Source organism: Microbacterium sp. T32 (assembly GCF_001619615.1).
In the GTDB taxonomy this organism is placed as follows: Bacteria; Actinomycetota; Actinomycetes; order Actinomycetales; family Microbacteriaceae; genus Microbacterium.
Genome location: NZ_LQQP01000006.1, coordinates 26,296 through 50,011, shown reverse-complemented (window position 1 = coordinate 50,011; position 23,716 = coordinate 26,296). Strand labels below are relative to the sequence as shown.

Genomic DNA, 23,716 nt, shown 5'->3' with positions numbered 1-23,716 from the left:
TTGGGGCGCGTGTCAGGCGGCGGCGCGACGGCGCCGGGCGGCCGCGCCGATCCCGACCGCTGCTCCCGCGACGACGAGAGCGCCCCCGGCCAGCCACAGGCCGAGCGTGTTGTCGGTGTCGATGCCCGTGACGGCGAGACCGGCCTTCGACCCGGACGCGCTGCTGGGCGCGACGACCGTGATCTGCGAGTGCAGGACGACACCGCTCGTCGCACCGGTGAAGGTGAGGTCGTAGGTGCCGAGGCCGTTCGTGGGGAACGTGATCGGCACGTTGAGCTTGCCCTGCACGGCCTGTGTCGTCAGCGAGGCGTTGGTCTCGACCGCGGCTTTGACGAAGGCGAGCTTGGCGCCGCCGGCACTCTCACCCGTGATCGAGATCTGGATGCTCTCGGAGGTCGCGAACGGTGCGAGGTCGGTGGTGAAGGTGCTGGTACCGCCCGCGGTGATCGTGCTCGGGGTGGCGATGACGACGGCCGGATCGGTGTACGCGTGGGCGGCCGTGGGGGCCATCAAAGCGGCGGCCGCCAGCGAGAGCGCTGCGACGGCACGGAGGATCGTGTTCTTCATGGTGAGCCCCATCTCGGTGGCGGGTACGGCCGGGTAGGTGATCACGAGCGGGTCTTCGGGGACGCCGATCGTGCAGCCAGTCTCCCGAGGTCAGTGCCCAGGGGACCCGCCGTTTCGGGGCCTTTCACGCCGTGGCGTGGCGGAAATCACCCGCGTGCTGTGCGCGCGGGCCCACCTGAATCAGACGTCGAGATCGTTCCGGTGCCGACGAACGGTGGTGCCCACGGCGACCGCACCGCCGATGAGGGCGAGGGTCCCCCCGCCGATCCAAAACCCGAGAACGGGGGCGACGCCGCCGGTCGTGCTGACCGCGGCGTGCACGGGAGCATCGTCGGGGGAGCCCACCGTCGCCGCCAGGGCGCCGGTCGGAACCGAGAAAAGGGCGCCCGCGACGAGCGCAGTGGCGGCCAGGGAACGGACGATCGTCGTCTTCATGTGCACTCTCCAGCGTCGAGGACAGAAGTCCGAGCACGGCACGTGCCACGGGCCAGCGAATGCTCGCGCCCGACAGCGCGATCCGCCTCTTCGACTATCCCTCATTCGCGCACGGGGCGCCATCCACGGGGATTTCGGTTGCGTAAAGCGTCGGTGTCGACACCACCTCCAGACCGACGGTCGGCGGCGTCGCGATCCTCAGATTCAGAGTCGCGGACTCGCCGGGGGCAAGCAGCACCGACCACTTCAGCACCTCTCTTCCCCGGTCGTCTCCGCCCACGAATCCCGACGGCGCGCCGCTCCCGGTGGCCTGACGCCTGTCGACGTGGGCATCCGGCGGAAGAACGATGTAGACACCGGAGAGCGTTTGGCCGGCGGGCACGCCGTACGCGCCGCCACCGGTGACGTACCCGGGCAGCGTCGCCGGATCCGGAGCGTCGTTGCGGAGTGTCACGCGGAGGCCGGCCGCGCCATCGGCACACCACGTCGCGGCCATGCCTGTCCGCATGTAGTAGTCCATCTTGGAGCCCGTGCCATCGTTCAGGTAGACCCCGATGGAGGTGCGCCCACCATCGCTGTCCGGGAGCGACCCCTGCAGGTTCGTCCCGTCGAGCACGGACTGCTCGTCCGGGTCGGCGCTCCACACGAGCAGTCGGCGTTCGCTGCCGACGCGGGCGAGTGCCTCGACGAGAACGCCGGTGTCGGCACGCCCCTCGGCGAGGGCGCTGAAGACCGCCGCGGCGGCGGATTGGAAGAACACATCCTGGCTCTTCGGGTCGGGATACCGGCGGTAGACCTCATCGAGGAGGAGGGGAACGGCATCCGCGCTGGTCAGGACATCGCCCGTGGGGAGGGTCACCGGACCGGTCGCCTCCAAGAGCGAGGAGAGGGCGACGGCATCGACCGCGATCACACCGTCGACCTCCGTCCCGGTCTGCCGTCGCCACATCTCGCGCGCGAGGGGTGCACCGACCGCGAAGTCGGGCACCTGCGTCACGTCCTGGATGTACTGCGCGGGGCGATCGTCGAAGAGGGGTCGCAGACCATCGGGGATCGTCGCGACGGGCTGCCCTCCGCCCCCGTGGAAGTCGGCCGACGATGCCTGCGCGCTGAGGGAGAGGCGCCCGTCGTCGGCGTCGATCTGCGCGACGGCGCCGACGACGCCGCCCAGCGAACGCCACTCGGCATTGTTCTGGAACACCACGAGATACGACCTCGGCCGCTCGGACCCCAACATGGTCGGCAGGAGTTGCGTGGTGCGATGGAGCGCATCGACGGCGCCGTACGCCTCCGTGAGGATCTCGCGGGCACGGGCGAACAGGTCTGCGACGGACGGGAGCGCGTCGGCGACGTCGACGGACGACATCTCCGCCATCGCATCCGCGAGACTCGCTTGGGCCGCGCGGGCGGGCGGCTCCCACGAGGCCAGCAGTTCCACGTCGTACCCGCCTTCCGGCGTGCGCAGGGAACCCGAGGACAGGGCGGATGCCACGTCGCCGAGGCCCGTGAGGGCGCGCAGGGCCCGGTCGCCCGCGGCCGCCGCACCCGCCATCGCCGTCAGCTGCGGGCCGATCCACGGCACGGCTCCCGCCGCGGACCACACGGGGTCGTCCGTGAGCGCGTGCGCCGCCGCGAGGTCTTCGGCGCTCTCCCCGAGTGCGTCGGTCCATCCCATCGGGTCGTCGGCCGTGGTCACAGTACTCAGGGCGGCACGAGCGGCAGAAAGATGGCGATACGCCACAGCCCCGCGCACGGCGAGCCAGACGGCCGCCCCCAGCCCCAGGACCACTACGAGCGCGGTGAGGGTGACCAGCACCCGTTCGACGGAGCCGACGGAGCGGCGCGAGAAGCGAGGCGTCACGCGAGCACCCTAGGTGGTCGCACCGGCCTGCGCCGCCACCGCCCGGTCCGCCGCCTAGACTCGACAGAACATCACAGGAGGATTCATGGGGGATCGGGTGCGACGCGGCCGGGCCGTGCTCACCGCGTCCGGCGCGGTCACGATGCTTCTCGCGCTCGCCGCGTGCGGAGCGCCGCCGTGGGCCCAGGCCGGGGGAGAGACGACGCCGTCGCCCACCCCCTCGGCATCGACCGTGCCGGTTCCCGTGCCCGTGCCCAATGATCTGTCGAGCGGGTCGACCCAGAAGAAGGTCACCGCGGGGGCTATCGCGGCGACCGTGAACTACTGGTCGACGCTGTCGATGGACCGGTGGACCGCGTCGGCCCTGAAGCCGGTCAGCATCTCCATGGTCACGACCGTCACGCCGGACGACGGGCAGAAGGTGTACCTGCAGCGCGCGACCATGACGGCGGTGCCGGGCAATGCGACGCAGTCGTTCGCCCCGCTCGCACCACAGGTCGATCAGAGCAACCCGCCGGGGTACCTGGTTCTGTCGCCGTACAGCTACTCGCAGACCTTCAACGTCGGAGAGGTCCCGGCGGAGGCGACCTTCGTGACACTGCAGTTCACCTACGAGTTCCTCCTGCAGACCACTCCGACGTCGAGCGAGTTCGCCAAGCAGACCGCGAGCGATACCCTCACCGTCGCCATCGCGCCGTCCCCCGGCGGCTGATCACGCGCGGAGGCGCTCCCAGCGGTCGCCCCCGAGAGCCGTGGCGGTGAGGGCGGCGGCATCGGCCCGGCGCACGAGCTCCGCGAGGTCGTAGTCCGCCGACTCCGCCGGCACCCATCCTACGCTCGCCGACAGCTGGACCTCGGTCCACTCCTCGGCATCCATCTCGGTCACCCGGCGAAGAAGCGTGCGCACGTGTTCGCGCAGCACGGGACCGGGACGGCACACCACCGCGACCATGCGTCCGCGCGCCGGGCGCCCGAGGTCGGCCTCGGCGGGGAGAGAGAAGGCGACCAGGGTCTCGAAGGCGGCGACCACCCGGTTCCAGTTGTTCTCCCCGATCGTGCTCCGGATCTGATCCGGGTCGTCGAGGTGGATGGCGAGCACGGCCCAGGAGGTCTCCTGCAAGCGGCGGGCACGTGTGAGGCGATCGGCGGCCGTGACGGAGAACTGCGGCCACGAACTCGCCGCACGCGTCCCGACGGGGGACACCGACGTGAAGTACAGGATGCTGACCGTCGCGCACACGAGGTAGATCAGCATGGCGAGACCGTTGAGGATCCGGGGGAGCTGCAAGTCCTGGGCGTTCGACGGAAGCGCGAGGCCGGCCACGACGATCGCGACGCCCAGGGCGACGAACCCGCTCGAGGCCACCGTCAGAGGGAGCGCGAGTCGTTCCAACCGATCGGCGGCCTGACGCACCTCGACGATGGTCAGACCGGCGAACACCGCGGCACCCAGGAACGCCACGCGGAACGTCATCCCGTACACCTGGGGCTGGACGGCCAGGACGAACGCGAGGGCGGTCGCCGCCGACTGCAGCACCGCGATCCAGGGCAGCGCCGACACGTTCCGACGGGCGCGGAAGCCCGACCAGATGAGCGCCGGGGCGCCGAGCATGAGACCCAGGCCGGCCCGTCGGACCGCCTCGTCGTCCATCACCGAACCCGCCACCGAGATCCACGTGCTCGTCATCGCCAGCACGAAGGCGAGAGACCAGAGGAGGGCAGCCCGCGACGGGCGGTGGAGGAACCCCAGGCCGATCACCATGACCGTGGCGAGCGTGGCCACGGTGGCCTGCGCCAACCCCAGGTTGGCGAGTGTCTCCTGCGGTGTCATCCTTCGGCGGTCCCCGCCCGCGAGGGCAACCGCACGGTGACCGTGGTGCCGGTACCGACCTCGCTCTCGAGTTCGAGGGAGCCGCCCTGCTCCTCGATGATGCTGCGCACGATCCCCATCCCGAGCCCCGTGCCGGGCGTCGCGCTCTCGCGGGCGGCGCGGGCCCGGAAGTACGGGTCGAAGATCCGCGGCAGGTCTTCGGGATGGATGCCGATCCCGGTGTCGGCGAACGACAGTTCGACGTGATCGTCGAAGACCCTCCCCGTGATGCGGACGCTCCCGCCGCCCGGCGTGTACTTGATGGCGTTGCTGAGGATGTTGTCGAACGCCTGCCGCAGCCGGAATCCGTCCCCGACCACCTCCGCGGAGGCGGGGAGGTCGTCGCTCACGCTCACGCGACGGGCGGCCGCGGCTGGGCGGAACGACTCGAGGGACGAGGCGATGATGCGACTGGCATCCGTCGTCGTCGCCGTCTTCTCCTCGCGGAACACGCCCCGCGAGTTGGCGAGGATCTCGGAGATCAGGGTCTGCATGCGCTCGCCGGCACCCGCGATGACCTCCAGTTGCTCGCGCACCTTGGGTGTGAGGTCCGGTGCGTCCAGCGCCAGGTCGGCGTGCCCGATGATCGCGGTGAGCGGGTTGCGAAGCTCGTGGGACACGGTCGCGGCAAGTCGCTCGCGGGCCCGCTCGGCCTCGATCAGCGCGGTGATGTCGTGCACGATCAGCAGCGTGCTCTCGGGCTCGTCGGACGACACGAGGCGCCGAGTCGAGGCGGACAGCGCGTGCCAGTCGCCCTGCGCGTCGAAGAGCCAGACGCGTTCGTCCTCGAACTGCTCACCGCGCGCCGCGCGCGCGAAGGGACGGTCGGCTTCGGGCAGCGGCTCGCCCCGGAGCGTCGCGTACTCCACCGCCCCTCCCGGACGGGAGGGCTCGTCGCGCTCGATCCCGTAGAGGCTGACGTACGTGTCGTTCAGGGCGAGGACCTCGCCGTCGGCCGAGAGACGAGCGATCCCCGTGTCGAGACCGTTGAGCATCTGCGACACGCGACGCTCCTGTCCGGTCACCCGCTGCAGCGTCCCCTGGAGCCTGTTCGCCTGCCGTCGGAGAAGTTGTTTGAACGCGCGTGTCTGGCGCGAGGACAAATATGCCGTGATGGCTATGAACGTCAACGAGAGCAGCACGACGATCAGTCGGAGGGCCGTCACCGGTCCGGTGCCGTTGGCCGAGGCATCCGCGACGATGATCACGCCCACGGAGGCCAGCGCCGCGATCATCATGCTGAGGACGAAATGGGTGGCGATCCAGGTGATCGGGAAGACCCAGAAGAATCCGAATCGGAGGTCGGTGCCGAAGCTCAGCAGCCCGATCCCGATGATGTCGCCGAACGGGATGAGAGCCACCGCGTTCCGGGGCAAACGATGCCACGGAACCATGATCGCGACGGCGGTCAGGGCGATGACCACGCCCACCCCGGTGGAGAACGTCCACACGGCGAAGAGGGACGGCTCGAGCGCCTGGACGAGCAGCACCGTGATCACGACGCTCGCGCCGAGGACCAGCTGCAGCAGCCAGACGGAGCGAGTGCGGCTGCTCGGTCCGCCGGTGTCGTCGCCCTCCGCGGCGACGGGCGGTGTCGCCGACGGGACGCTCCTCACGGCTGCCATGTGATCGAGTGTATAGACGATGGTGTAGTCTTCTGCGCGCCATCCTGTCTCTGCTCGCCCTTTCGCGTCCTACCCGTCGCGTCGTCCGGTCAGACTCCCCCTGAGGCCTGCATCCCGCAGCGTGATGGTCGTTCATCGACCTCGGCGCGCCCGCGCCCTCAGACTCTGGAGAGACCCGTGAGCAGCTCCTCTCACCGCCGTGCCGTGCGCGCCCTCGCGCTCGCCGCCGTCGTCGCCCTCGGTGGACCGATCACCCTCAGTGGGTGCACGCAGGTCGTCGACGCCTTCAACGCCATCCAGGCCCAGACCTCCGGGGGCGGGCAATCCGTGGTCGTGGCGACCCCCGCCCCGCAGGCGACGTCGACGGCCATGCCGTTCGACTCGCGCTTCACGTACGACGGCTCGGTCTCGCTCTCGACCGAGGTGGCGGACGGACTGGAACTGCGCCTCGACGTGTGGGCGGACGATCCGAAGCGAACGATGGAATGGACGACGTCGAACGAGAAGCAGTTCGGCTTCGCGCTCAACGTGCACGACAACCGCGTCGACGAGAAGGCGGTCCTCGCCCAGAAGCGACGTGTCTACATCTCGTCGGTCTCCATCACGTCGCAGACGGCGCAGTCCAGCGGACAGGTGTCGAGCCCGTTCCAGTTCAGCGCCGACCCGCGCACCCTCGTGCCGTCGGACACGCTGCGCTCGGACCGCGGCCTGCTGCTCAACAGCTTCCAGGGCGGGCTCCTCGTGCCCTCGACCTCGATCCGTCAGCTGCCCAACGACACCTACGGCATCACGCTCGAGTTCGCGCTGAACATCTTCGTCGAGGGCACGGCCAACTCGGACACCTCCTTCACCCAACAGACGGTCTACCAGTACCTGCCGATCGCCATCTTCTCGTCGGACGGCTCCGCGGCGGCGAGTGAGCCCGCCGCCTCGACCACGAGCAACGGCCGTGCGCCCGGATGGGGTCAGACGAGCAAGTGACCGGATGTGCCGGGGCTCAGCCGTGGGGGACCACGCCGGAGCCCGGGCGCAGCCGCCGACTCTCCATGAGCAGCGACAGATCGTGCACGTCCGAGACGGCGTGGTGCTCGAACACGAGATCGGGCGTGTCGGAGTAATCGATCAGCGGCATATGGCCCGCGAACGCGCGCCGCACCTCCGACTCGGCCTCGGTACGCGGGACGGAGGCGTCCCGGAGGACGAACACCGTGTCCCGCGCCGGGACTCCGGCGGAGGAGTCGGGGAGGGCTTCGTGCGCCGCGTCGACGAGGACCGTGATCATCTCGTCCGCGCGCTCGCTCCGATGCGCCGCCCGGATGAGGTCGATCTCGGGGATGCGGACGACGAGGACGTTGATGCTCCCGTGTGTGCGGAGCATGTCGTCCGCGGTCCGGCGGAGGTTCCGCCGGTCGTGCGCGCGCGTACCCGGGGCCGGGTCGTCGTCGAGTTCACGTCCCAGCCGCACGGAGCCGTATCCCATGGCCACGATGGCCAACGCGCTGAGGATGGTCGTGATCTGCGTGGACGCGGTGCGCTCCCACAGGGGCGAGGACATGCCGGCGGTCACTCCCAGCACCACCCGGTAGAGGTTGTAGGCGCCGAAGACGCTCAGCGTGAGGACCAGAACGCTCGACCCGGATAGCTCGCTGAGCGGCCGTCGCGCGAACTCCGCAGCGGCCAGGGCCGCCAAGATAGCGAGCCCCGCGGTCTTGATCAGGGTGGCGTCGTCGAGCGGCACGACGAAGGTCACGGCGAGCATCAGGATGCCGGCGGCCCCGGTGGTCACGGCGCCGATGGCGCGGCGCGAATTGAGCCGCCGCGCTCCCGCCCACGCGAGACCGACGGTGACGACGTTCGTCGCGTTGCCGACGGCGGCGGAGAACGTGCCCCCGCCCGACGCCTCGATCACGTTGGCGAGCGAGCACGCGAGGGCGGCCAGCGCGGCGACGCCCATGTACCGGACGAGCTCGGCGCGGGGACCGCCGCGGTCGTCGCCGTGGCGTCCGTGCGCCAGGAACAGTGCGGCACCGGCCACCGATGCTGCAGCGATAGCGGCGAGGAGGTCGAGGACGACCATCGTCGGAACTCTCCCTGGGCCGGGCCCCGGGGGAATCTTGAGGAAACCTTGCGGGGACGGTGGTCATGTGCGGCGGTGGCCTTGCGGTGAACCTACCAGAGTGGGACCCGGCTGAACCGCCGCCCCACCGACAGGAAGACACCGCCATGACCGATGCGCGAAGCTTCGCCCCCCAGAGCCGGGCGCTCACCTACTCCACGGGCGCAGCGACCGGTCCGGTCGTCGAGGAGCACGCGTTTCCCGACGACTTCGCGTCGGTGCTCGAGCACGCGACGGTGCACCGGTCGACGATCGGGTGCATCATCCCGGCATACAACGAGGAGGAATCGATCGCGCAGGTGATCGAGGCGCTCCTCGGACAGACGCGCGTCCCCGATGTCATCCACGTCGTCGTCAACAACACCTCGGATGCCACGGTCAAGATCGCCTCCGAATACAGCGGTCCCCACGAGATCACGACCGAACTCGGCGAGCAGTTCACCGAAGTCTTCGTGCACGACATCGGCAAGAACCCCGACAAGAAGGTCGGCGCCCTCAACTACGGCTACTCGCTCGTCGAGGGCTACGACTACCTGCTGGGCGTCGACGGCGACACCATCGCCGACAGCAAGGCCGTGGAGTACCTCGAGACCGAGGCCGTCTCGGACTCCCGCATCGGCGGCATCTCGGCGATCTACACGATCGACGACAAGCCGATCAAGGGCATGATCGCCCGCTTCCTCACGGCCGGGCAGCGCACGCAGTTCGCCGCGTTCAACCTGCAGAACCTGCTCCGCGGGCGCAACATGGCGGTGCTCGGCGGCCAGTTCTCGATCTTCTCCACCAACGCCCTGCGCGAAGCGATGAAGCAGAACCACCAGGTCACCCCGTGGGTCAAGGACTCCGAGGTGGAGGACTCACTGCTGTCGCTGCAGATCAAGAGCGCCGGCTACCTCACGAAGATCAGCCCCTACGCCCGCGCCAACGTCGGCGGCATGACCACCCTGTCGGGCTACGACGCGCAGCAGGTCAAGTGGACCTATGGCGCCATCGAGCTCATGTGGCCGGGCCAGCGTGGTGACACCAAGGGGCAGCCCTTCCACCCGAACCTGCGCCTGCGGTGGTTCGAGAACTTCGGCATGCTGACCAACCTCTTCGTCCGCGTGGCGTTCCTCACGCTGCTCGCCGGTTCGCTGTCGATCCACGCCTTCGTCTTCTCGCCGCTGTGGCTGATCCCGCCGGTCGTCGCCATGCTGCTCAACCTGCGCATCGCGCGCACGATGGCCGCGGTGAACCGCACCGACGTGCTGTTCGCGGTGCTGTTCTTCCCCGCCGAGATCTTCATGTGGATCCGCATCAGCCACTTCGTGCGCTCGTGGACCCGCTTCCTCTCGCGGAAGAAGGTCGACAACTGGGCGATGCAGGCCAAGGCGGAGCGCGGTGGCGGCCTGGGTCACTGGGCGCCGATGGTCGTCCTCATCGCGGTCGCGATCGCCCTCGCCGTCATCTGGGTGCTGGTCGGTCCGGTCGTCCAGTCCTCGATCCTCTGGATCGGCTGGCCCATCGTCGGCGTCGTCACCGTCCTCCAGACGCTCCTCATGTTCTCCAAGCTCGTCCGTCGTCACCACGGATACAAGGTCTGATCGCGACCCGAACGCATCAGAAGAAACGGATGCCTCGGCCCTGGGGAGGGTCGAGGCATCCGTGATGTCTGGCGTCGTTCGCGAGGGAGCGAGGCGGATCAGGGGGCGGTCATCGTCTCCGACGTCAGTCGGTAGCCGACGCCGCGCACGGTCTCGATGTAGCGAGGGTTGGCGGGGTTGTCGCCGAGCTTGCGGCGGAGGTTCGTCATGTGGGCCTCGATCGCGCGCTTGTCGGCCTCGCCCACGAAGTAGCTCGTGACGTAGGACTCGCCGCGCAGGACCAGCGTGAGGTCGGCTTTGCTCCGCACGCGTCGCTTCGACTCCATGAGCGTCGCGAGCAGGTCGAACTCGGTGCGGGTCAGCTCGAGCTCGTACCCGTCGACCAGCACGACGCGGCTGTCGGGGTCGAGCCGCAGATCGCGGTGCACCACCCACGTTCCCCCGGTCGGGGTCAGGTCCCCGTGGGCCTGCGGAACGATCTCCGCTCCGGGGCGGGGCGCCAGATCGTTGCCCGGGGCGGTGGTCCAGGGCGCGGGGCCCTGCGACGACGGAACGACCACCGGAGCGCTGGGCGCCGGGGGCGCGGCGGGAGCCTGCTCGTACTGCGGGGCGGCGGGGGCCACTTGCGGGACAGGCTCGACGATCGGCCGGGCATGGGGGAAGGAAGGTCCGACCGAATCCTGGCGCGGTGCCGTCACGGCGGGCGCGCCCGCGCGGGGGCGGCGCAGGAGAGCCTCGATCCGCGCGCGCAGCTCGCGCGGGCGGAACGGCTTCACGACGTATTCGTCCGCGCCGGCGCCGAGTCCGAGCACGACGTCGGCCTCTTCTTCGAGCCCGGTGAGCATGATGATGTACGTGTCGCTCTGCTGGCGGATGCGGCGAGCGGCCTCGAACCCGTCGATACCCGGCATGTTCACATCGAGGGTCGTGATGAGGGGCTGATAGGCGATGACCGCGCGCACGCCGTCGATGCCGTTGCCGACGGACACGGTGGAGAAACCGGCCGATTCGAGCACCTCGACGAGGAGATGCCGGATATCCGGGTCGTCCTCGACGATCACGGCCGTCTTCAGCAGCTCTGTGCTGTCGCTCATCCCACCACTCTTCCGGCTTCGCACGTTCGCGTGCCCGCACTCTCCCCCGAGGTACGGCGGTCCGACTGCGACCGAGCGCCATCCTTACATATTTCGGGGCGTTGAAGGTTTACGCGCGCCCCAACCACTCGCGGTCAGCGACTCTCGCGGGTCAACTCGACCGCCGCATCCGGCCACCAGGTTCCGGCGGCGGGGCCCCCGTTGCACTCGCCGTCGCTCTCGCCGGGAGGCTTGATCCACAGCGTCGTATCCACGACGTCGTCCCCGTACGCGCCGCTGGGTGCCCCGACGAGGCGGTCGGCGGGGTTGCACCACTGCGCACCGGCGGGCCCCGCACCGTTGCGGGACGTGTCGATGATCGCGTGGGTTCCCCCCAGGAGGTCGGACAGTCGATGGGCATACGCGAACTCGTTGGCCGTGTCCTGGTAGTTCGAGACATTGAGCGCGACGCCGCGGACCTCGCCGAGGAGACCCGTGGAGCGCAACAGGTCTGCCATCTCGTTCGCGGGATGCCACGCCGAATGGCCGCCGTCCAGGTAGATCCAGGTGTCGACCCCGCGGATGTTCTCCACCGCGGTGCGGAGATATCCGGAGCGGTCCTGCAGCGAACCGCACGACGGGGCGAGAGCGATGCTGTCGGGCTCGAGCACCACGATCTTGCGCACGTCGGAGGCGTTCCGCAGCGCATCGCCGATGCGGGACGTCCACTCCCGGTAGGCGTCGGGGTCCAGCCCGCCGGCGGAGTGGTTGCCGCAGTCGCGGTCGGGGAGACCGTAGACGGCGATCGACATCGTGGCATCCTGGGCACGGGCTTCGGAGGCCAAGTGGGCCACACGGTCCCACACCTCGCCGACGGGATCGATCTCCGGTGTGAGCCAATAGGTGGTGGGCTGCGCGGCGAGCCACGTCGCCGCGTCCGCCTCGGGGGAGCCCGGCTGTTCCTCGGCCGCGGCCTTGGCCGCTTTCGATTCGTCCGGTGTCACGATGCGTGTGTCGACGGCCGGTGGTCTCGCCGACAGGGTCTGGAACAGATTCGTCACGAGGGAGCCGACCACGGCGATTCCGGCCAGGAGCGCGACGGCGACCACGACGGCCCCGCCCACCAGGACCGGCCGCGGAATCCGACGCCAGCGGCCCGGGCGGTGCGCTCTCCCCACCCCTGGGACTCTAGTCGAGGCCGCGGGGAGGGAGGATCGAGTCGTACTGCGACCGCTCTCCGGATCGATTCTGGACGGGATGCGAAAAGTGCTCCGTGCGTCAGCGATGATTAGCTGCGCCGAGCGGATACCCTTTTCCCGTGGGCAAACTGATTTACAACGCGCTCGGTCAGTCTTTCGACATCGAAGACCGGACGCTCGCCCATCTGCGGCTGGTGTTCATGAACAAGCTGCGTCGCGGTGAGCCTTTCATGTTCCACTTCCCCGTCGGCGACGGCAGCGGGACCCGAAGCCTCTGGATCCACCCGTCCATCCCCCTCGTGTTCCACTTCTACGGCAGCCGGCCACCGCACGTGAATCGTCGTTGGGTCGACGAACTCATGCACGAGGCGAGTTCGCCGAACGGGCTCACGGTCGTGGCGGAGCCGGAACCGGATGCCGTGGAGCCGGCCACGGCGTGAGCTCCGTCAGCGGCACTCGGCGTCGACGACCTCGCGCACACGGTCGAGGAAGTCGGCCAGCTGACTGGCGGCGCCGTCGGGAAGATCGAGAGCGAACTCTCGGATGCGTGCCGTGACGGGGTCGATCGCGTCGGCATCCGTGCTCCGGTCGAAGGGCACGACGAACTTGCTCCGGCGGTCCGCGGGATTCGCGACGAATCCGATCAGGCCACCGGCGGCCAGGCGGTCGAGCATGCCGGTCACCGATGCGGTCGAGACCGCCAGCGCCTGCGCGATCTCCGTCGGCGTCACCGTGCCGCCGTCGTCCGTCCGTTCGAGGATCAAGCGCATGGCCGCGCGTGCGTTCTCGCTGGGGCCGCAGTCGGTCTGACGCCGCCGCGCCAGCCGGGCCTCCGCCAACCGCAGTCGTTCGACGGCGCGGGCGGCGACCGTGGAGGGGTCGTCTTCGGTCACGATCGTCATGGCTCTCCTGTAAGGGTCCGGCCGCCCGATGCGACAGTCTAGTTAGGCAAACGAGATTCCAGTGGTGCGATACATCTGACGACGACCCGGGTGAGACGAAAGAAACTTGGCCGTCCACCGATATATCGCCGGAATTCACTTTGTGATAGTTAGGCAACCTAGTAAAATATTGAGTGCCGAAAACTCCGGAAGGAGACGCTCATGGGCCTACTGTTCTATGGCTCTTCCGAGCGCCCGATCCGGATCCCGGATCGCGTGCTCGCCCACGTGAAGGTCGTGATCGCGACCAAGCTCCGCCGCGGCGAGAGCTTCACCATGTCGTGGCGTCACCCCGAGGGTGAGGAGGGCGGCCGCAGCACGATCTGGATCCAGCCGTCGATCCCGCTGCGGTTCGTGTTCGGTTCCGTCGAGCCGGAGATGCTCGATCCGGGTCTGCTTCAGGCCTATGCCAACTCGGCGAACTCGTCGAGCGGTCTCACGATCGACGTGGACGTTCCGGCGACCGCGGAAGCGACGACGCGCCCCGCCTGAGACGGTGACGCGCGGCGCGCGTCCGGCACGCCGCACGTCAGAGCCGACCCGCCGCGTGGCGGTGTGCGATGAGCGACATCCACTGCATGCCGGGACACGGTGGCGCGGATCGCCCGCGCATGCGCTCCCACGCCTCCACGTAGATGCCCTCGAGAAGGGCGGCGGCCCGGTCGGCATCCCGTGTCAGAGTGAGGAGCACGGCGTACACGCGCGGAGACGTGGCGTCGTAGAACTCGACGAAGGCATCGCAGTCGCCGGTGGCCGCGCGGATGAGGAGCGCGTCCAGATCCGCGTCGCCGAGGGCAGCCCGCGGGCTGTCGGTGAGCGTCATGGGCACCTCCTCCGTCGACGTTTCCTCAGTCAACCGCGCCGTGCGCGACGCGTCCGGGGGTTGCGCTTCGCGGGCGGTTCGCGTAGCGGCCCTTGCCTCGGGTCAACGGTCCTTCGCGCCCGTCCGTCAAGCCCGGGTTCTGCGGCCCTCCGGCGCTCTAGCCTGACGGCATGAGAACGCTCGTCCGTTGGGCCCTGGCCCTGGCAATGACCTTCGCCGGTGTGGCGCACCTGACGTTCGCCCGGCGTGATTTCCAGGCGCAGGTGCCGGATGCCGTGGTCGAATACGGTCCGCTCGACCGCGACGCGGTGGTCGTGGCATCCGGGGTCGTCGAGATCGCCTTCGGAGTCGCGCTCGTGGCGCTCCCGAAGGAACGACGGCGGGTCGGCGCAGCTCTGTCGGCCTTCTACGTGGCGATCTTCCCGGGCAACGTGGATCAGTGGCGCAAGAAGCGCTCCGCCTTCGGCCTGGACACCGACCGTCGCCGCTTCACCCGCCTGTTCTTCCAGCCGCTGCTCGTGGCCGCGGCGTGGTGGTCGACGCGCTGACGCGCCGATGACCTCCGTCGTCAGCCTCGAACTGGTGCTCGACGAGGCCGCGGACGCCGAGATCCGGCGCGAGTGGACCCTGCTCGACGAAGCCGGTCTGCCGAGCCAGGTGCAGCACACCGGCGCGAGCAACCGGCCCCACATCACCCTTCTCGTCCGCACCGCCCTGGGGGATCTCGCGACGGAAACGCTCGAGCATCGTCTGCCCCTCGACCTCACCCTCGGCGCACCCCTGCTGTTCGGCACCGGTCGCACCCGTGTGCTGGCGCGGTCCGTCGTCCCCCGTGCGGATCTCCTGGCCCTTCACGCGGCCGTTCACACGCTCGCCGGACCGGGTGACGACGTTCCGCACACGGTGCCGGGGGAGTGGACACCGCACGTGACCCTGGCGCGGCGCCTTCCGCTCGACCGCGTGGGAGAGGCACTGGCTGCCGCACCCGGGAGTCCCGTCGTCGCCCGGGTCGGGGGCATCCGACGATGGGATGCCGGCACCCGGACGGTCTCGCACGTCGCCGGTCGTGGGACGCTGGAACCGTGCTGACCGACGACGCCCTCGCTTTCCTCGCCGAATACCACCTGGCCACGCTCTCGACCATCGGGCGTTCGGGACGCGTGCACGCGGTTCCCGTGGGGTTCACGTACGAGGACGGCGTGGCGCGGGTCATCGGGTCACGCGGCACCCAGAAGTTCGTCAATGCCGAGCGGTCGGGCCGCGCGTCCCTCTGCTCCGTCGACGGCGCACGCTGGATCAGCTTCGAAGGCCCGGCGCGCGTCACGGACGAGCCGACGGCGGTCGCCCATGCCGTGGATCTGTACGCCGCTCGCTACCGACAGCCGCGCGTGAATCCCGAGCGCGTCGTTCTCGAGATCGCCGTCGAGCGCGTGCTCGGATCGGCGCCCTTCCGCTCCTGAGGGGCGTACGCTCGATTCATGTCCTCTTTCCCCTCCGCGATGCCCATCGGGCGTGAGGAGGTCGTCGGCGCGCGCAGCGCCGACGGCAGAGGCGCGAACGGACCCGTGGTCCTCGCCGCCTGAGCGGCGACGTCGCGCGACCGGTCGGTCGCGCGCCCACGCACACCCGCGCGACGTCCGTCGGCGCGGGATTCTCCGTTCGCTCGCGCATCGGCGCGGGCACCCTCCGACCGGATCGTTCCGGTCCACCGATGGGACCCTCATGATCGCCCTCACCGAATCCACCCTCCGAAACAGTTTCGTCAACGTCTCGCTGCGCGAGCGCAAGGCGATCGTCGTGCCCGCCGACCTCGCCGACCGCGACTGGGACCGCCTCGACTACGTCGGCTGGCGCGACCCCAAGTCGCCGTTCCTCGGCTTCGTGGTCGCCGAGATCGACTCCGTCCCCGTCGGGCTGCAGCTGCGACAGGCCGAACAGCCCACCCGCTCGCGTCCGCAGTGCTCGTGGTGCTCCGACGTCACGCTGCCCAACGACGTCGTGTTCTTCTCGGCTCGACGGACAGGGCGCGCCGGCAAGGCCGGCAACTCCGTCGGCACACTCCTGTGCGCCGGGTTCGAATGCTCCGCGAACGTCCGGCGACTCGATCCGCCGGCGTACCTCGGCCACGATGTCGAGGCGGCGCGCGATCGTCGGATCGAGTCCCTCCGTGCCCACGTCGACGGGTTCTTCCGCGACCTCATGAGCGAGGGCTGGGCGGTCCGGGCCCCGGAGTCCGCGGCTCCGGGGCCTGTCCGGTCGCTCTTCCGGGTGTCGCGGCCTAGGGCTCGGGGCAGCTCGCGAAGACGTACTCGGCGGACCCGGGGGCCGCGAGTCGCCGGTCACGGAGCACCGTGGCCGCGGGGGTGGCCTCGTCGGCGCACATGTCCGCGAACGAGCGGGGCAGCTGGTCGCTGTACTCGATGTCGATCACCCGCGACCCGTACACGTCCGTGTAAGTGCCGCACTCGTCGAAGGCCGCGCACTCCTCGGCGACGGCGAAGTCGAAGCCCGCGGCATCCCGCAGCTCCCGCGCGAACTCCGCGGCGTTCTTCTGACCGGCGGCGAGGCCCATCTCGTGCGCCACCCTCACGAGCGCGGTCGCGACCGCGGCATTGTCCTGGAGCGTGAGCGCGCCGTCGGTGCGGGTGAACGTGTCGAGGTTGTCGAACTCGACCGCGCGGAAGCCGGATGCCGCGCACCCGCGTACCCAGGGAGCGACGTGCGCCACGACGCGATCCCGTTTCTCCGCGGTGGACGTGTCGGCGAGACGTTCGTCGGGCCAGTCGGGGTCGATGACCGGTTCCCCATCGCGTTCGAGGAGGGTCCCCTTCGGCCAGTCCGCGCTCTCGCCGGGCTGGGTCTGGAAGGCGTTGACGTAACAGACCGAGTACACGCCGTCAGCCGGTTCGGCGGTGCGGTCGCGGACGACGAGGCCGACACCCTCCGCCGGGGGATACGGCTCACCGAGCTGATAGTCGATGCGGGCACCGATCGGGAAGGCGACCGTTCCGCCGGGCGGTGTCGCCTCCGCCGGCGCGCACGCGGTCAGGGCGAGGACGAACGCGGTGATGCCGGCGAGGTGGAGGGCGCGCGGCATGCGACCACCCTACGGGCGTTGCCTGGGATACTCGACGCGATGAACCGCACCGTCGCCGCCGTGATCGCGCTCGCCGCCGCCGTGACCGCGCTCGCGGGGTGCGCGCCCGAGCCCGCGGCGCAGCCGGCCGCGACGATGGTCCCCTGCGCGCCCGGCGCCGTCGCCGTGGGGGAGGGGGCGGAGTCGCTGCAGGCCGCCCTGGACGCCGCGGTTCCGGGAACCGTGCTGCAGCTCTCCCCGACGGTGTACCGCGGGCGTTTCCGCGCGGCCGTGGCCGCGACCGCGGAGGCGCCCATCATCCTGTGCGGCTCGGCCGGGACGGTGCTCGACGGCGGCGACGTCGCGGACGGGTACACGTTGCATCTCGAGGGGGCGGCCTACTGGGACATCCGCGACCTCGACGTGCGCGGAGGCCAGAAGGGGGTGGTCCTGGATGCCACGACCCACTCGACTCTGAGCGGGTTGACGATCTCCGACGTCGGCCAGGAGGGTCTGCACCTGCGCGCCGGGAGCGCCGACAACACCGTCCGCTCGGTGACGATCGAACGCACCGGTCGGACGGATCCCGAGTTCGGCGAGGGCGTGTACGTCGGATCCGCCGAGTCCAACTGGTGCCGGTACACCGAGTGCGGCCCCGACCGCAGCGACCGCAACACCTTCACGGATCTCGTCGTCGCCGACACGACAGCAGAGGCCCTCGACGTCAAGGAGGGCACGACCGGCGGGGTCGTGCGCGACTCGTCGCTGTCCGTCGGCTCCGCGTCCGTCGTCGACAGCGTCGTGGACCTCAAGGGGTCGGAGTGGCGGTTCGAGGGCAACACCGTCGCAGGATCTGTGGATGCCGTGAGCATCCACGCCATCCTCGCTCCGTGGGGGGCCGCGAACATCGTGGCGGGGAACGACCTGCGTCCGGGGGCGGGCGGCGTCGGGGTTGCGGTCGTCGGTCCGGCCCGTGGACAGGGCAACGTCGTCGGCTGCGACAACAGCGTCCCGGCGGGCGTGTCGCTCACGGACGTTGCGTGCGCGTAATGCGGACGCGGTAATCTTCACTGTCTCCCCGGGCCGCCATTCGGCGTATCCGCCGAACGTCACGGGGAGAACAGGTGGGTCACGGGTCATTCGGAGAGCAGCTGATGTGGCTGCTGCCGTTCGGATATCTCGGCATCGTCTCGTGGGGTTTCTGGATCGTCCGCAAGGTCCTGGCCGCGACGTCGCGCCCGGTCCGCAACGACTTCCGGACCACGACCACGGTCGTCGTCCCGTCCTTCCACGAAGACCCCGACGTCCTCCTGCGGTGCCTGCAGACGTGGGTGCGGCAGGGGCCGTCGCGCATCATCATCGTCCTCGACGTCGCCGACGTCGAAGCGCAGGAGCGGATCGAGGCGCTGCAGATCCCGACCGTCGAGGTCGTGATGTTCCGGCACCGCGGCAAGCGTTCGGCGCTGGGTGTCGGCATCCGCATGGTGGACACCGAACTGATCGTGTTCATCGACTCGGACACCGCGTGGGAGGACGGCATGCTCGACGCCGTCCAGATGCCCTTCATCGATCCGGCGGTCGGCGCGGTCAGCACGCGGCAGAACGTCTACCTGCCGAAGTCGAGTGTGTGGCGCCGGGTCGCGGACTGGATCATCGACCTCCGCTGCACGGACTATGCCCCCGCGATGGGGCGGTTCGGTGGCGTGATCTGCGCGTCGGGCCGCACCGCGGCCTACCGCACCTCGGCGATCCAGCCCCGCGTCGAGGACCTGGAGCACGAGATCTTCCTCGGCAAGGAATGCGTGGCGGGGGACGACGGGCGGATGACGTGGCTCGTGCTCTCGCAGGGTTTCCGCGTCGCGCATCAGGACAGTGCGCGGGCGCTGTCGATGTTCCCGGGCACCTTCCGGGCCTTCGTGAAGCAGCGCGTCCGCTGGAGCCGCAACTCCTACCGGTGCTACCTCACCGCGATCCGCCACGGCTGGATCTTCAAGGTGCCGCTGATCTCGCAGATCACGATGATGCAGATCCTGCTGACACCGTTCACGATGTTCGTCGCTCTCGCGTACGTGGTCCTGGCCGTGCGCACGGAGCACCCGACGATCGGCCTGATCCTCGCGATCGTGTGGATGTTCGTCGGTCGTGGCATCCGCGGGATGTCCCACCTCTGGCGGCGTCCGGAAGACATCGTCCTGCTGCCCCTCGTGACGCTCGTCATCATCTTCGTCTCGCTTCCCATCAAGGTGTATGCGCTGGTCACCATGAACAAGCAGGGGTGGCTCACGCGTTCTGCCGACACGCAGGGCGGGGAGGGACAGACCGAGGCGAGCCTGGGCGGCGAGGGACAGTCCGGCGCGAGCGTCGGTCTGGGCGCGCCCGCCCCGTCGGTGACGGACCAGGCGCGTGGCTGACGACGGCGCCCTGACCGCGGTCGAGCGCGGCGACACGCATCCCGCCATCCGCGGGGTGGCTCGCGTGATCATGGTGATCGCCGTGATCGTGCTCGTGGTCGGCGTCGTGCTCGTGGGGAACTTCGTCCACACGGGGACGTTCCTGCCGTGGTTCCGCGCCGACGCCCCGAGCGGCCCCGTCGTGGGGGAGGCCCCGACCCCGGATGCCACTGACGCCCCGGCCGCTCCGAAGACCCCGGCCGAGCTGGTCGCGGCCGAGGACGCGCGGCTCACGGCGGTGGCGGCGCTCGCGCCCGGCGACCCGGCCCTCGTGGACCAGTGGAATACCGTCGTGCTGGCGCCGAAGAACGGGCAACCCACGACATACGCTCTCGCCGATCTCGGCGCCCTGGGTGCGGTACGTATCGACGACGAGCGGACCATTACCGTCGTGCGGAACATCGTGGTGCGCCGAGGGGCGATCCTGGACATCACGGCCTTCGGAACAATGCGCATGGAGAGTTCGCCGAAGGGGACGACGAGCATCGTCGGGTGGGGAGGAATCATCCACCTCCTGGGCGCGGAGACCGACCCGCTCGTCATCACGTCCTGGGACGACGCCACGGCGGCGCCGGATACCGACGAGACGGATGGACGGGCGTACCTGCGCGCACGCGACGGCGTGTTGACGGTGGGATACGCGGAGGTGCGCGACCTGGGCTTCTGGAGCGGCCGCACCGGCGGTCTCGCCGTCACCGGAACCGGCGACGATCGCGCCTCGGCGGGAATCGTCTCGACCAAGATCACGGGGCTGCACTACGGGGTGTTCTTCTCCGACACGACCCAGGCCGGGATCCAGGACAGCACGATCGAGAACTCCACGCTCACCGGTATGGAGGTCACCAACGGATCCTCGGACACCACCGTGGAACGGACCACGATCACCGGGTCCGGCGGCGACGGGATCTCCATCTCGCGGCAGTCCCCGGGCACGAAGATCACGGACAGCACGGTGTCCGGCTCCACGGGCTGGGGGATCCGGGTCGACGGCTCCGCTCTCGCCGACGGCCCCACGTCGGGCGGATACGGGCTCAGTCCCACGAAGGGGTTCACCCTCACCGGCTCGCACGTGCGGGACAACCGCGATGGTGGCGTGCGGGTGATCTCCACCGACACGACGGAGATCCGTGGCACGGAGGTGGCGGAGACCCGCAGCGCAGTGCTCGTCGAGGGGCCGTCGACGGGCCTCACGGTGGCCGATGCCGATCTCGCGTCGTCCGACCTGCGGGCGCTCGACGTCTCCGGGAAGATCACGGATGCCACGGTGTCGGACTCCCGCCTCTCCGGCCGCCGCATCGCGGTGGAGCTCACCGGGGCGGCCGTGATCATCCGCGACAACGACGTGCGAGTGGCATCCGGGTTCGGAATCGAACTGGCCGAGGACGCCCGCGCCGACATCACGGGGAACACGTTCCACGGCGTCGGGCAGGACGTCGTCGCGATGTGGTCGGGCTCGCGCACGATGCAGGCGAACAACGTCCAGACCGACTGGACCTTCCAATGGGCGTGGGTCGGGTGGATGAACGACCACCCGATGATGTGGATGTGGGCGCTCGTGCTGCTGATCCCCGCCATCGGCGTTCCGGTGCTCTGGCGTCGGCGGCGCGAGCACCAGAAGCTCCGCAAGCTCCTGCACGAAGCGCTCCTGCGGCACGGCGAAGAGCAGAAGGCCGCCTACGCGGGGCGTTCGCCGATCCCGACGTGGGCGCCGCCGATGGCATCCCAGCGGGTCGTCATCCCCGAGCCGGTCGCCGTGCCGGGTCCGGGCGTCGCGTGGGAGACCCCGACCGTGGTGCCCACGGGCGCCGGCTCGCGCGGACCCGCCGTCCGGCCGGCCTCCGCTCCGGCCGCGGGGCCGCGCCCCGCGACACAGCGACCGCGCTCGTTCGCGGACCTGCGCACGGGCCCGCTCGAGGGTCGCACGTTCGCGTCCCTGCAGCAGTTCGCCGTGGCCGCGGTGCTCGAAGGCGGCTATTCCGTGCCGACCATCGCGCGTCTGTTCCGCATCCAGCAGTGGAGGCTGCAACAGTGGGTCGAGGAGGCAGCGCGAAACCCGATCGGCGGAGGAGGTCGGCGGTGACCGAGGAGCACGAGGACGACCGTCTGAACGCGGTTCTGCACACACTCGGGGAGCGGGTGCGAGCCATGCGTCTGGCCCGCGGCATGTCCCTCACGGCGCTGTCCTTCGAGGCCGAGCTGTCCGAGCAGCGCCTCCGTTCGATCGAGGCCGGCCGCACGGCCGTCCCCCTGGCGGTGCTCGTCGCACTCGCCGACGTGTTCGAGGTCGGCGTATCCGATCTGTTCGGCGACGCGGTCGCCGGGCCGCCCACGTCCGACGCGATCGATGCGCCGAGCGCCAGTCCGCACGTGGTGCCGAGTCCCGTGATCTGGGGCGGCGAGCTTCCTCCCGCTCCGTGGATGACGTCGGCGCCGTCCCCGGCCGCCGCTTCCGCCGTCGCGGAGACACCGCTCACGAGCCCGCCCGTCACGCCGGCCGCCGTGGCCCGGCCGAGGATGGCCCCCGCCGCGCCCGTCGGCGGGCCGGCTGAGCCGTTCCCCGCAGCCTCCATGCCGATGCCCCGGGTCGAGCGGTTCCCGGCCGCGGGGTTCTCCCCGCACATCGCTCCGGGGACGGAGGTGCTCCCGCCGGCGCCGTGGCAGACGGTGCACGCGGGACCCCCGGCGGCCCCGCCGCCCGCGCCGACGGAGCCCGCCGCGCCGGTTCTCCCTCCACACGCCCCGTCGGTGGCGCCGAGGGTCCACCAGCGCGCCGCCGAGCGGGGGATGCAGAACGCTTCCGCCTACGTGTTCGTGGCTCCCGGCGCCGGTTCCGCCACGGTGCCCCGCACGTTCGCGGACCTTCGCGTGGGGCCGCTGGGCGGGCGCAACTTCCGCTCGTTGCAGGAGTTCGCCGTGGCATCCGTGGTCGAGGGCAACCATTCGATCGCCGACGTCGCCCGCGTCTTCCGAGTGCCGGTGTGGCGGCTCGAGCAGTGGGTGCGCGAAACCGGCCACGCGGTCTGAGCGCGACCGCGCGACCGGATGCGGCGCGTCAGAGAGCGCGGAGCTTCTCGAGCAGCGGTGCGGCGATCTCGTCCACGAAGCGCTGCTGCTGCTCGTCGCCCACTTGGACGATCGCGATGTCCGTGAAGCCGGCGTCGAGGAACGGGCGGACGCTCTCCGCCAGTTCGTCGAGATCCGGCCCGCACGCGATGGAGGCCGCGACATCCTCGGGGCGCACGAACTGCGAGGCCCCCGCGAACCCCGCGGGGGTCGGAAGGTCGGAGTTCACCGCCCACCCGCCGGCGAACCACCGGAACTGGTCGTGGGCGCGGGCGATCGCGGCATCCTTGTCGGGGTCCCAGCTGATCGGGATCTGACCGATCTTCCGCGAGTCGCCGTCGTGGTGCTCGTCCCACCCGCGGACGAGGTCGGCTTCGGGCTCCGTGGTGATCAGGTGGTCGCCGAGCGGGGCGAACCGCTCGATCGAGTGCTCGCCCGAGACGGCGACACCGATCGGTACGCCGCCCTCGGGGGCGTCCCACACCCGGGCCGAGTCGACGCGGAAGTACTCTCCGTCGTACGTCACCAGCTCGCCGGTGTGCAGTGCCCGGATGATCTCGATGGCCTCGACGAGCATGTCCTGGCGGGCGAGCACGGCCGGCCAGCCTTCGCCGACGACGTGCTCGTTGAGGTTCTCGCCCGAGCCGAGGCCGAGGGTGAACCGTCCGTCCGACAGCAGTTGGAGCGTCGCGGCCTTCTGGGCCACGACCGCGGGGTGGTACCGGATCGTCGGGCACGTGACGTACGTCATCAGCTCGACGTCGGTGGTCGCCTGCGCGACGGCGCCGAGCACCGTCCAGGCGTAGGGAGCGTGGCCCTGCGAGGTCAGCCAGGGGGAGTAGTGGTCGCTCGAGACGAGGAAGTCGTAGCCGGCGCGCTCCGCGCCGACCGCGTACTGCACGAGTTCCCGGGGGCCGCTCTGCTCGGTCATGAGGGTGTATCCGAAACGAGTCATGCCGTCACGGTAGGTCGACCGGCTGCGGTCGCCCGCGGGGTTGCGCTCCGCCAACGGATCGGCAACGGGTCCACGACGG

At 70.2% G+C, this 23,716-nt stretch carries 24 protein-coding genes and 1 pseudogene; 13 read left to right on the top strand and 12 right to left on the bottom strand.

Annotated features, from left to right (window positions below; all coding sequences use genetic code 11):
* Positions 1 to 12: 12 nt before the first annotated feature.
* The 3 genes from AVW09_RS02895 to AVW09_RS02885 form a co-directional block, all read right to left on the bottom strand.
* Positions 13 to 612, bottom strand: a complete 600-nt coding sequence (locus AVW09_RS02895; protein WP_063256592.1) for a hypothetical protein — start codon at positions 610 to 612, stop codon at positions 13 to 15.
* A gap of 135 nt (positions 613 to 747) precedes the next feature.
* Positions 748 to 1,002, bottom strand: coding sequence for a hypothetical protein (locus tag AVW09_RS02890; RefSeq protein WP_063256591.1), 255 nt, complete (start codon positions 1,000 to 1,002; stop codon positions 748 to 750).
* A gap of 94 nt (positions 1,003 to 1,096) precedes the next feature.
* The gene (locus AVW09_RS02885) at positions 1,097 to 2,863 is read right to left on the bottom strand and encodes a DUF4012 domain-containing protein (RefSeq protein WP_063256590.1); all 1,767 of its coding nucleotides are present in this window, start codon (positions 2,861 to 2,863) and stop codon (positions 1,097 to 1,099) included.
* An 85-nt stretch (positions 2,864 to 2,948) separates the two neighbouring features.
* Between AVW09_RS02885 and AVW09_RS02880 the strand changes: the two genes are divergently transcribed.
* Complete coding sequence (locus AVW09_RS02880) at positions 2,949 to 3,575, top strand: hypothetical protein (RefSeq protein ID WP_063256589.1); 627 nt, start codon at positions 2,949 to 2,951, stop codon at positions 3,573 to 3,575.
* Here the strand turns inward: AVW09_RS02880 and AVW09_RS02875 are convergent, their stop codons facing one another.
* Both AVW09_RS02875 and AVW09_RS02870 read right to left on the bottom strand, forming a co-directional pair.
* On the bottom strand, positions 3,576 to 4,694 hold the full coding sequence (locus AVW09_RS02875) for a diguanylate cyclase domain-containing protein (RefSeq protein ID WP_063256588.1): 1,119 nt from the start codon (positions 4,692 to 4,694) through the stop codon (positions 3,576 to 3,578).
* Positions 4,691 to 6,358 (bottom strand): sensor histidine kinase, encoded by a 1,668-nt coding sequence (locus tag AVW09_RS02870; protein ID WP_082822784.1) that lies wholly within the window; start codon positions 6,356 to 6,358, stop codon positions 4,691 to 4,693. The genes AVW09_RS02875 and AVW09_RS02870 overlap by 4 nt, the downstream gene beginning before the upstream one ends.
* Positions 6,359 to 6,535: 177 nt before the next feature.
* Between AVW09_RS02870 and AVW09_RS02865 the strand changes: the two genes are divergently transcribed.
* Positions 6,536 to 7,339 carry a hypothetical protein gene (locus tag AVW09_RS02865; RefSeq protein ID WP_063256587.1) on the top strand — a complete coding sequence of 268 codons (804 nt, stop codon included), beginning with the start codon at positions 6,536 to 6,538 and terminating at the stop codon, positions 7,337 to 7,339.
* A 16-nt stretch (positions 7,340 to 7,355) separates the two neighbouring features.
* Here the strand turns inward: AVW09_RS02865 and AVW09_RS02860 are convergent, their stop codons facing one another.
* Complete coding sequence (locus tag AVW09_RS02860; RefSeq protein WP_063256586.1) at positions 7,356 to 8,435, bottom strand: hypothetical protein; 1,080 nt, start codon at positions 8,433 to 8,435, stop codon at positions 7,356 to 7,358.
* Between the two features lie 146 nt (positions 8,436 to 8,581).
* Between AVW09_RS02860 and AVW09_RS02855 the strand changes: the two genes are divergently transcribed.
* Complete coding sequence (locus AVW09_RS02855; protein WP_063256585.1) at positions 8,582 to 10,057, top strand: glycosyltransferase family 2 protein; 1,476 nt, start codon at positions 8,582 to 8,584, stop codon at positions 10,055 to 10,057.
* A gap of 98 nt (positions 10,058 to 10,155) precedes the next feature.
* On the opposite strand, the gene AVW09_RS02850 is transcribed toward AVW09_RS02855, so the two are convergent.
* Complete coding sequence (locus AVW09_RS02850; protein ID WP_197462544.1) at positions 10,156 to 11,151, bottom strand: response regulator transcription factor; 996 nt, start codon at positions 11,149 to 11,151, stop codon at positions 10,156 to 10,158.
* 134 nt (positions 11,152 to 11,285) lie between these two features.
* Positions 11,286 to 12,308, bottom strand: a complete 1,023-nt coding sequence (locus AVW09_RS02845; RefSeq protein WP_063256584.1) for a glycoside hydrolase family 6 protein — start codon at positions 12,306 to 12,308, stop codon at positions 11,286 to 11,288.
* Between the two features lie 140 nt (positions 12,309 to 12,448).
* Here AVW09_RS02845 and AVW09_RS02840 point away from each other — a divergent pair, with 140 nt between their 5' ends.
* Positions 12,449 to 12,769 (top strand): DUF7882 family protein, encoded by a 321-nt coding sequence (locus tag AVW09_RS02840; RefSeq protein WP_063256583.1) that lies wholly within the window; start codon positions 12,449 to 12,451, stop codon positions 12,767 to 12,769.
* Between the two features lie 6 nt (positions 12,770 to 12,775).
* Here the strand turns inward: AVW09_RS02840 and AVW09_RS02835 are convergent, their stop codons facing one another.
* Positions 12,776 to 13,231, bottom strand: a complete 456-nt coding sequence (locus AVW09_RS02835) for a MarR family winged helix-turn-helix transcriptional regulator (protein ID WP_063256582.1) — start codon at positions 13,229 to 13,231, stop codon at positions 12,776 to 12,778.
* A gap of 201 nt (positions 13,232 to 13,432) precedes the next feature.
* Here AVW09_RS02835 and AVW09_RS02830 point away from each other — a divergent pair, with 201 nt between their 5' ends.
* Entirely contained in the window at positions 13,433 to 13,762 is a 330-nt protein-coding gene (locus AVW09_RS02830; RefSeq protein ID WP_063256581.1) for a DUF7882 family protein, read from the top strand.
* Between the two features lie 37 nt (positions 13,763 to 13,799).
* Here the strand turns inward: AVW09_RS02830 and AVW09_RS02825 are convergent, their stop codons facing one another.
* Positions 13,800 to 14,093, bottom strand: coding sequence for a hypothetical protein (locus tag AVW09_RS02825; RefSeq protein WP_063256580.1), 294 nt, complete (start codon positions 14,091 to 14,093; stop codon positions 13,800 to 13,802).
* Between the two features lie 170 nt (positions 14,094 to 14,263).
* Between AVW09_RS02825 and AVW09_RS02820 the strand changes: the two genes are divergently transcribed.
* From AVW09_RS02820 to AVW09_RS17135, 4 genes and pseudogenes are all read left to right on the top strand, one after another.
* Positions 14,264 to 14,641 (top strand): DoxX family protein, encoded by a 378-nt coding sequence (locus AVW09_RS02820; RefSeq protein WP_063256579.1) that lies wholly within the window; start codon positions 14,264 to 14,266, stop codon positions 14,639 to 14,641.
* A gap of 7 nt (positions 14,642 to 14,648) precedes the next feature.
* Complete coding sequence (locus tag AVW09_RS02815; protein WP_063256578.1) at positions 14,649 to 15,182, top strand: 2'-5' RNA ligase family protein; 534 nt, start codon at positions 14,649 to 14,651, stop codon at positions 15,180 to 15,182.
* Entirely contained in the window at positions 15,176 to 15,553 is a 378-nt protein-coding gene (locus tag AVW09_RS02810) for a PPOX class F420-dependent oxidoreductase (protein ID WP_269454544.1), read from the top strand. The genes AVW09_RS02815 and AVW09_RS02810 overlap by 7 nt, the downstream gene beginning before the upstream one ends.
* Before the next feature lie 262 nt (positions 15,554 to 15,815).
* Positions 15,816 to 16,277 (top strand): annotated as a pseudogene (locus AVW09_RS17135) (FBP domain-containing protein); the annotation flags it as partial.
* A 94-nt stretch (positions 16,278 to 16,371) separates the two neighbouring features.
* Here the strand turns inward: AVW09_RS17135 and AVW09_RS02805 are convergent.
* Complete coding sequence (locus AVW09_RS02805; protein ID WP_063256576.1) at positions 16,372 to 17,190, bottom strand: endo alpha-1,4 polygalactosaminidase; 819 nt, start codon at positions 17,188 to 17,190, stop codon at positions 16,372 to 16,374.
* Positions 17,191 to 17,229: 39 nt separating this feature from the next.
* On the opposite strand from AVW09_RS02805, the gene AVW09_RS02800 reads away from it, so the two are divergent.
* From AVW09_RS02800 to AVW09_RS18305, 4 genes are all read left to right on the top strand, one after another.
* Entirely contained in the window at positions 17,230 to 18,219 is a 990-nt protein-coding gene (locus AVW09_RS02800; protein WP_063256575.1) for a hypothetical protein, read from the top strand.
* Between the two features lie 104 nt (positions 18,220 to 18,323).
* Positions 18,324 to 19,580, top strand: coding sequence for a glycosyltransferase (locus AVW09_RS02795; protein WP_063256574.1), 1,257 nt, complete (start codon positions 18,324 to 18,326; stop codon positions 19,578 to 19,580).
* Positions 19,573 to 21,699 carry a right-handed parallel beta-helix repeat-containing protein gene (locus tag AVW09_RS02790; RefSeq protein WP_063256573.1) on the top strand — a complete coding sequence of 709 codons (2,127 nt, stop codon included), beginning with the start codon at positions 19,573 to 19,575 and terminating at the stop codon, positions 21,697 to 21,699. Before AVW09_RS02795 ends, AVW09_RS02790 begins: the two co-directional genes overlap by 8 nt.
* Positions 21,696 to 22,643 (top strand): helix-turn-helix domain-containing protein, encoded by a 948-nt coding sequence (locus AVW09_RS18305; protein ID WP_063256572.1) that lies wholly within the window; start codon positions 21,696 to 21,698, stop codon positions 22,641 to 22,643. The genes AVW09_RS02790 and AVW09_RS18305 overlap by 4 nt, the downstream gene beginning before the upstream one ends.
* 28 nt (positions 22,644 to 22,671) lie before the next feature.
* Here the strand turns inward: AVW09_RS18305 and AVW09_RS02780 are convergent, their stop codons facing one another.
* Positions 22,672 to 23,637, bottom strand: coding sequence for an LLM class F420-dependent oxidoreductase (locus AVW09_RS02780; RefSeq protein ID WP_063256633.1), 966 nt, complete (start codon positions 23,635 to 23,637; stop codon positions 22,672 to 22,674).
* Positions 23,638 to 23,716: the final 79 nt, after the last annotated feature.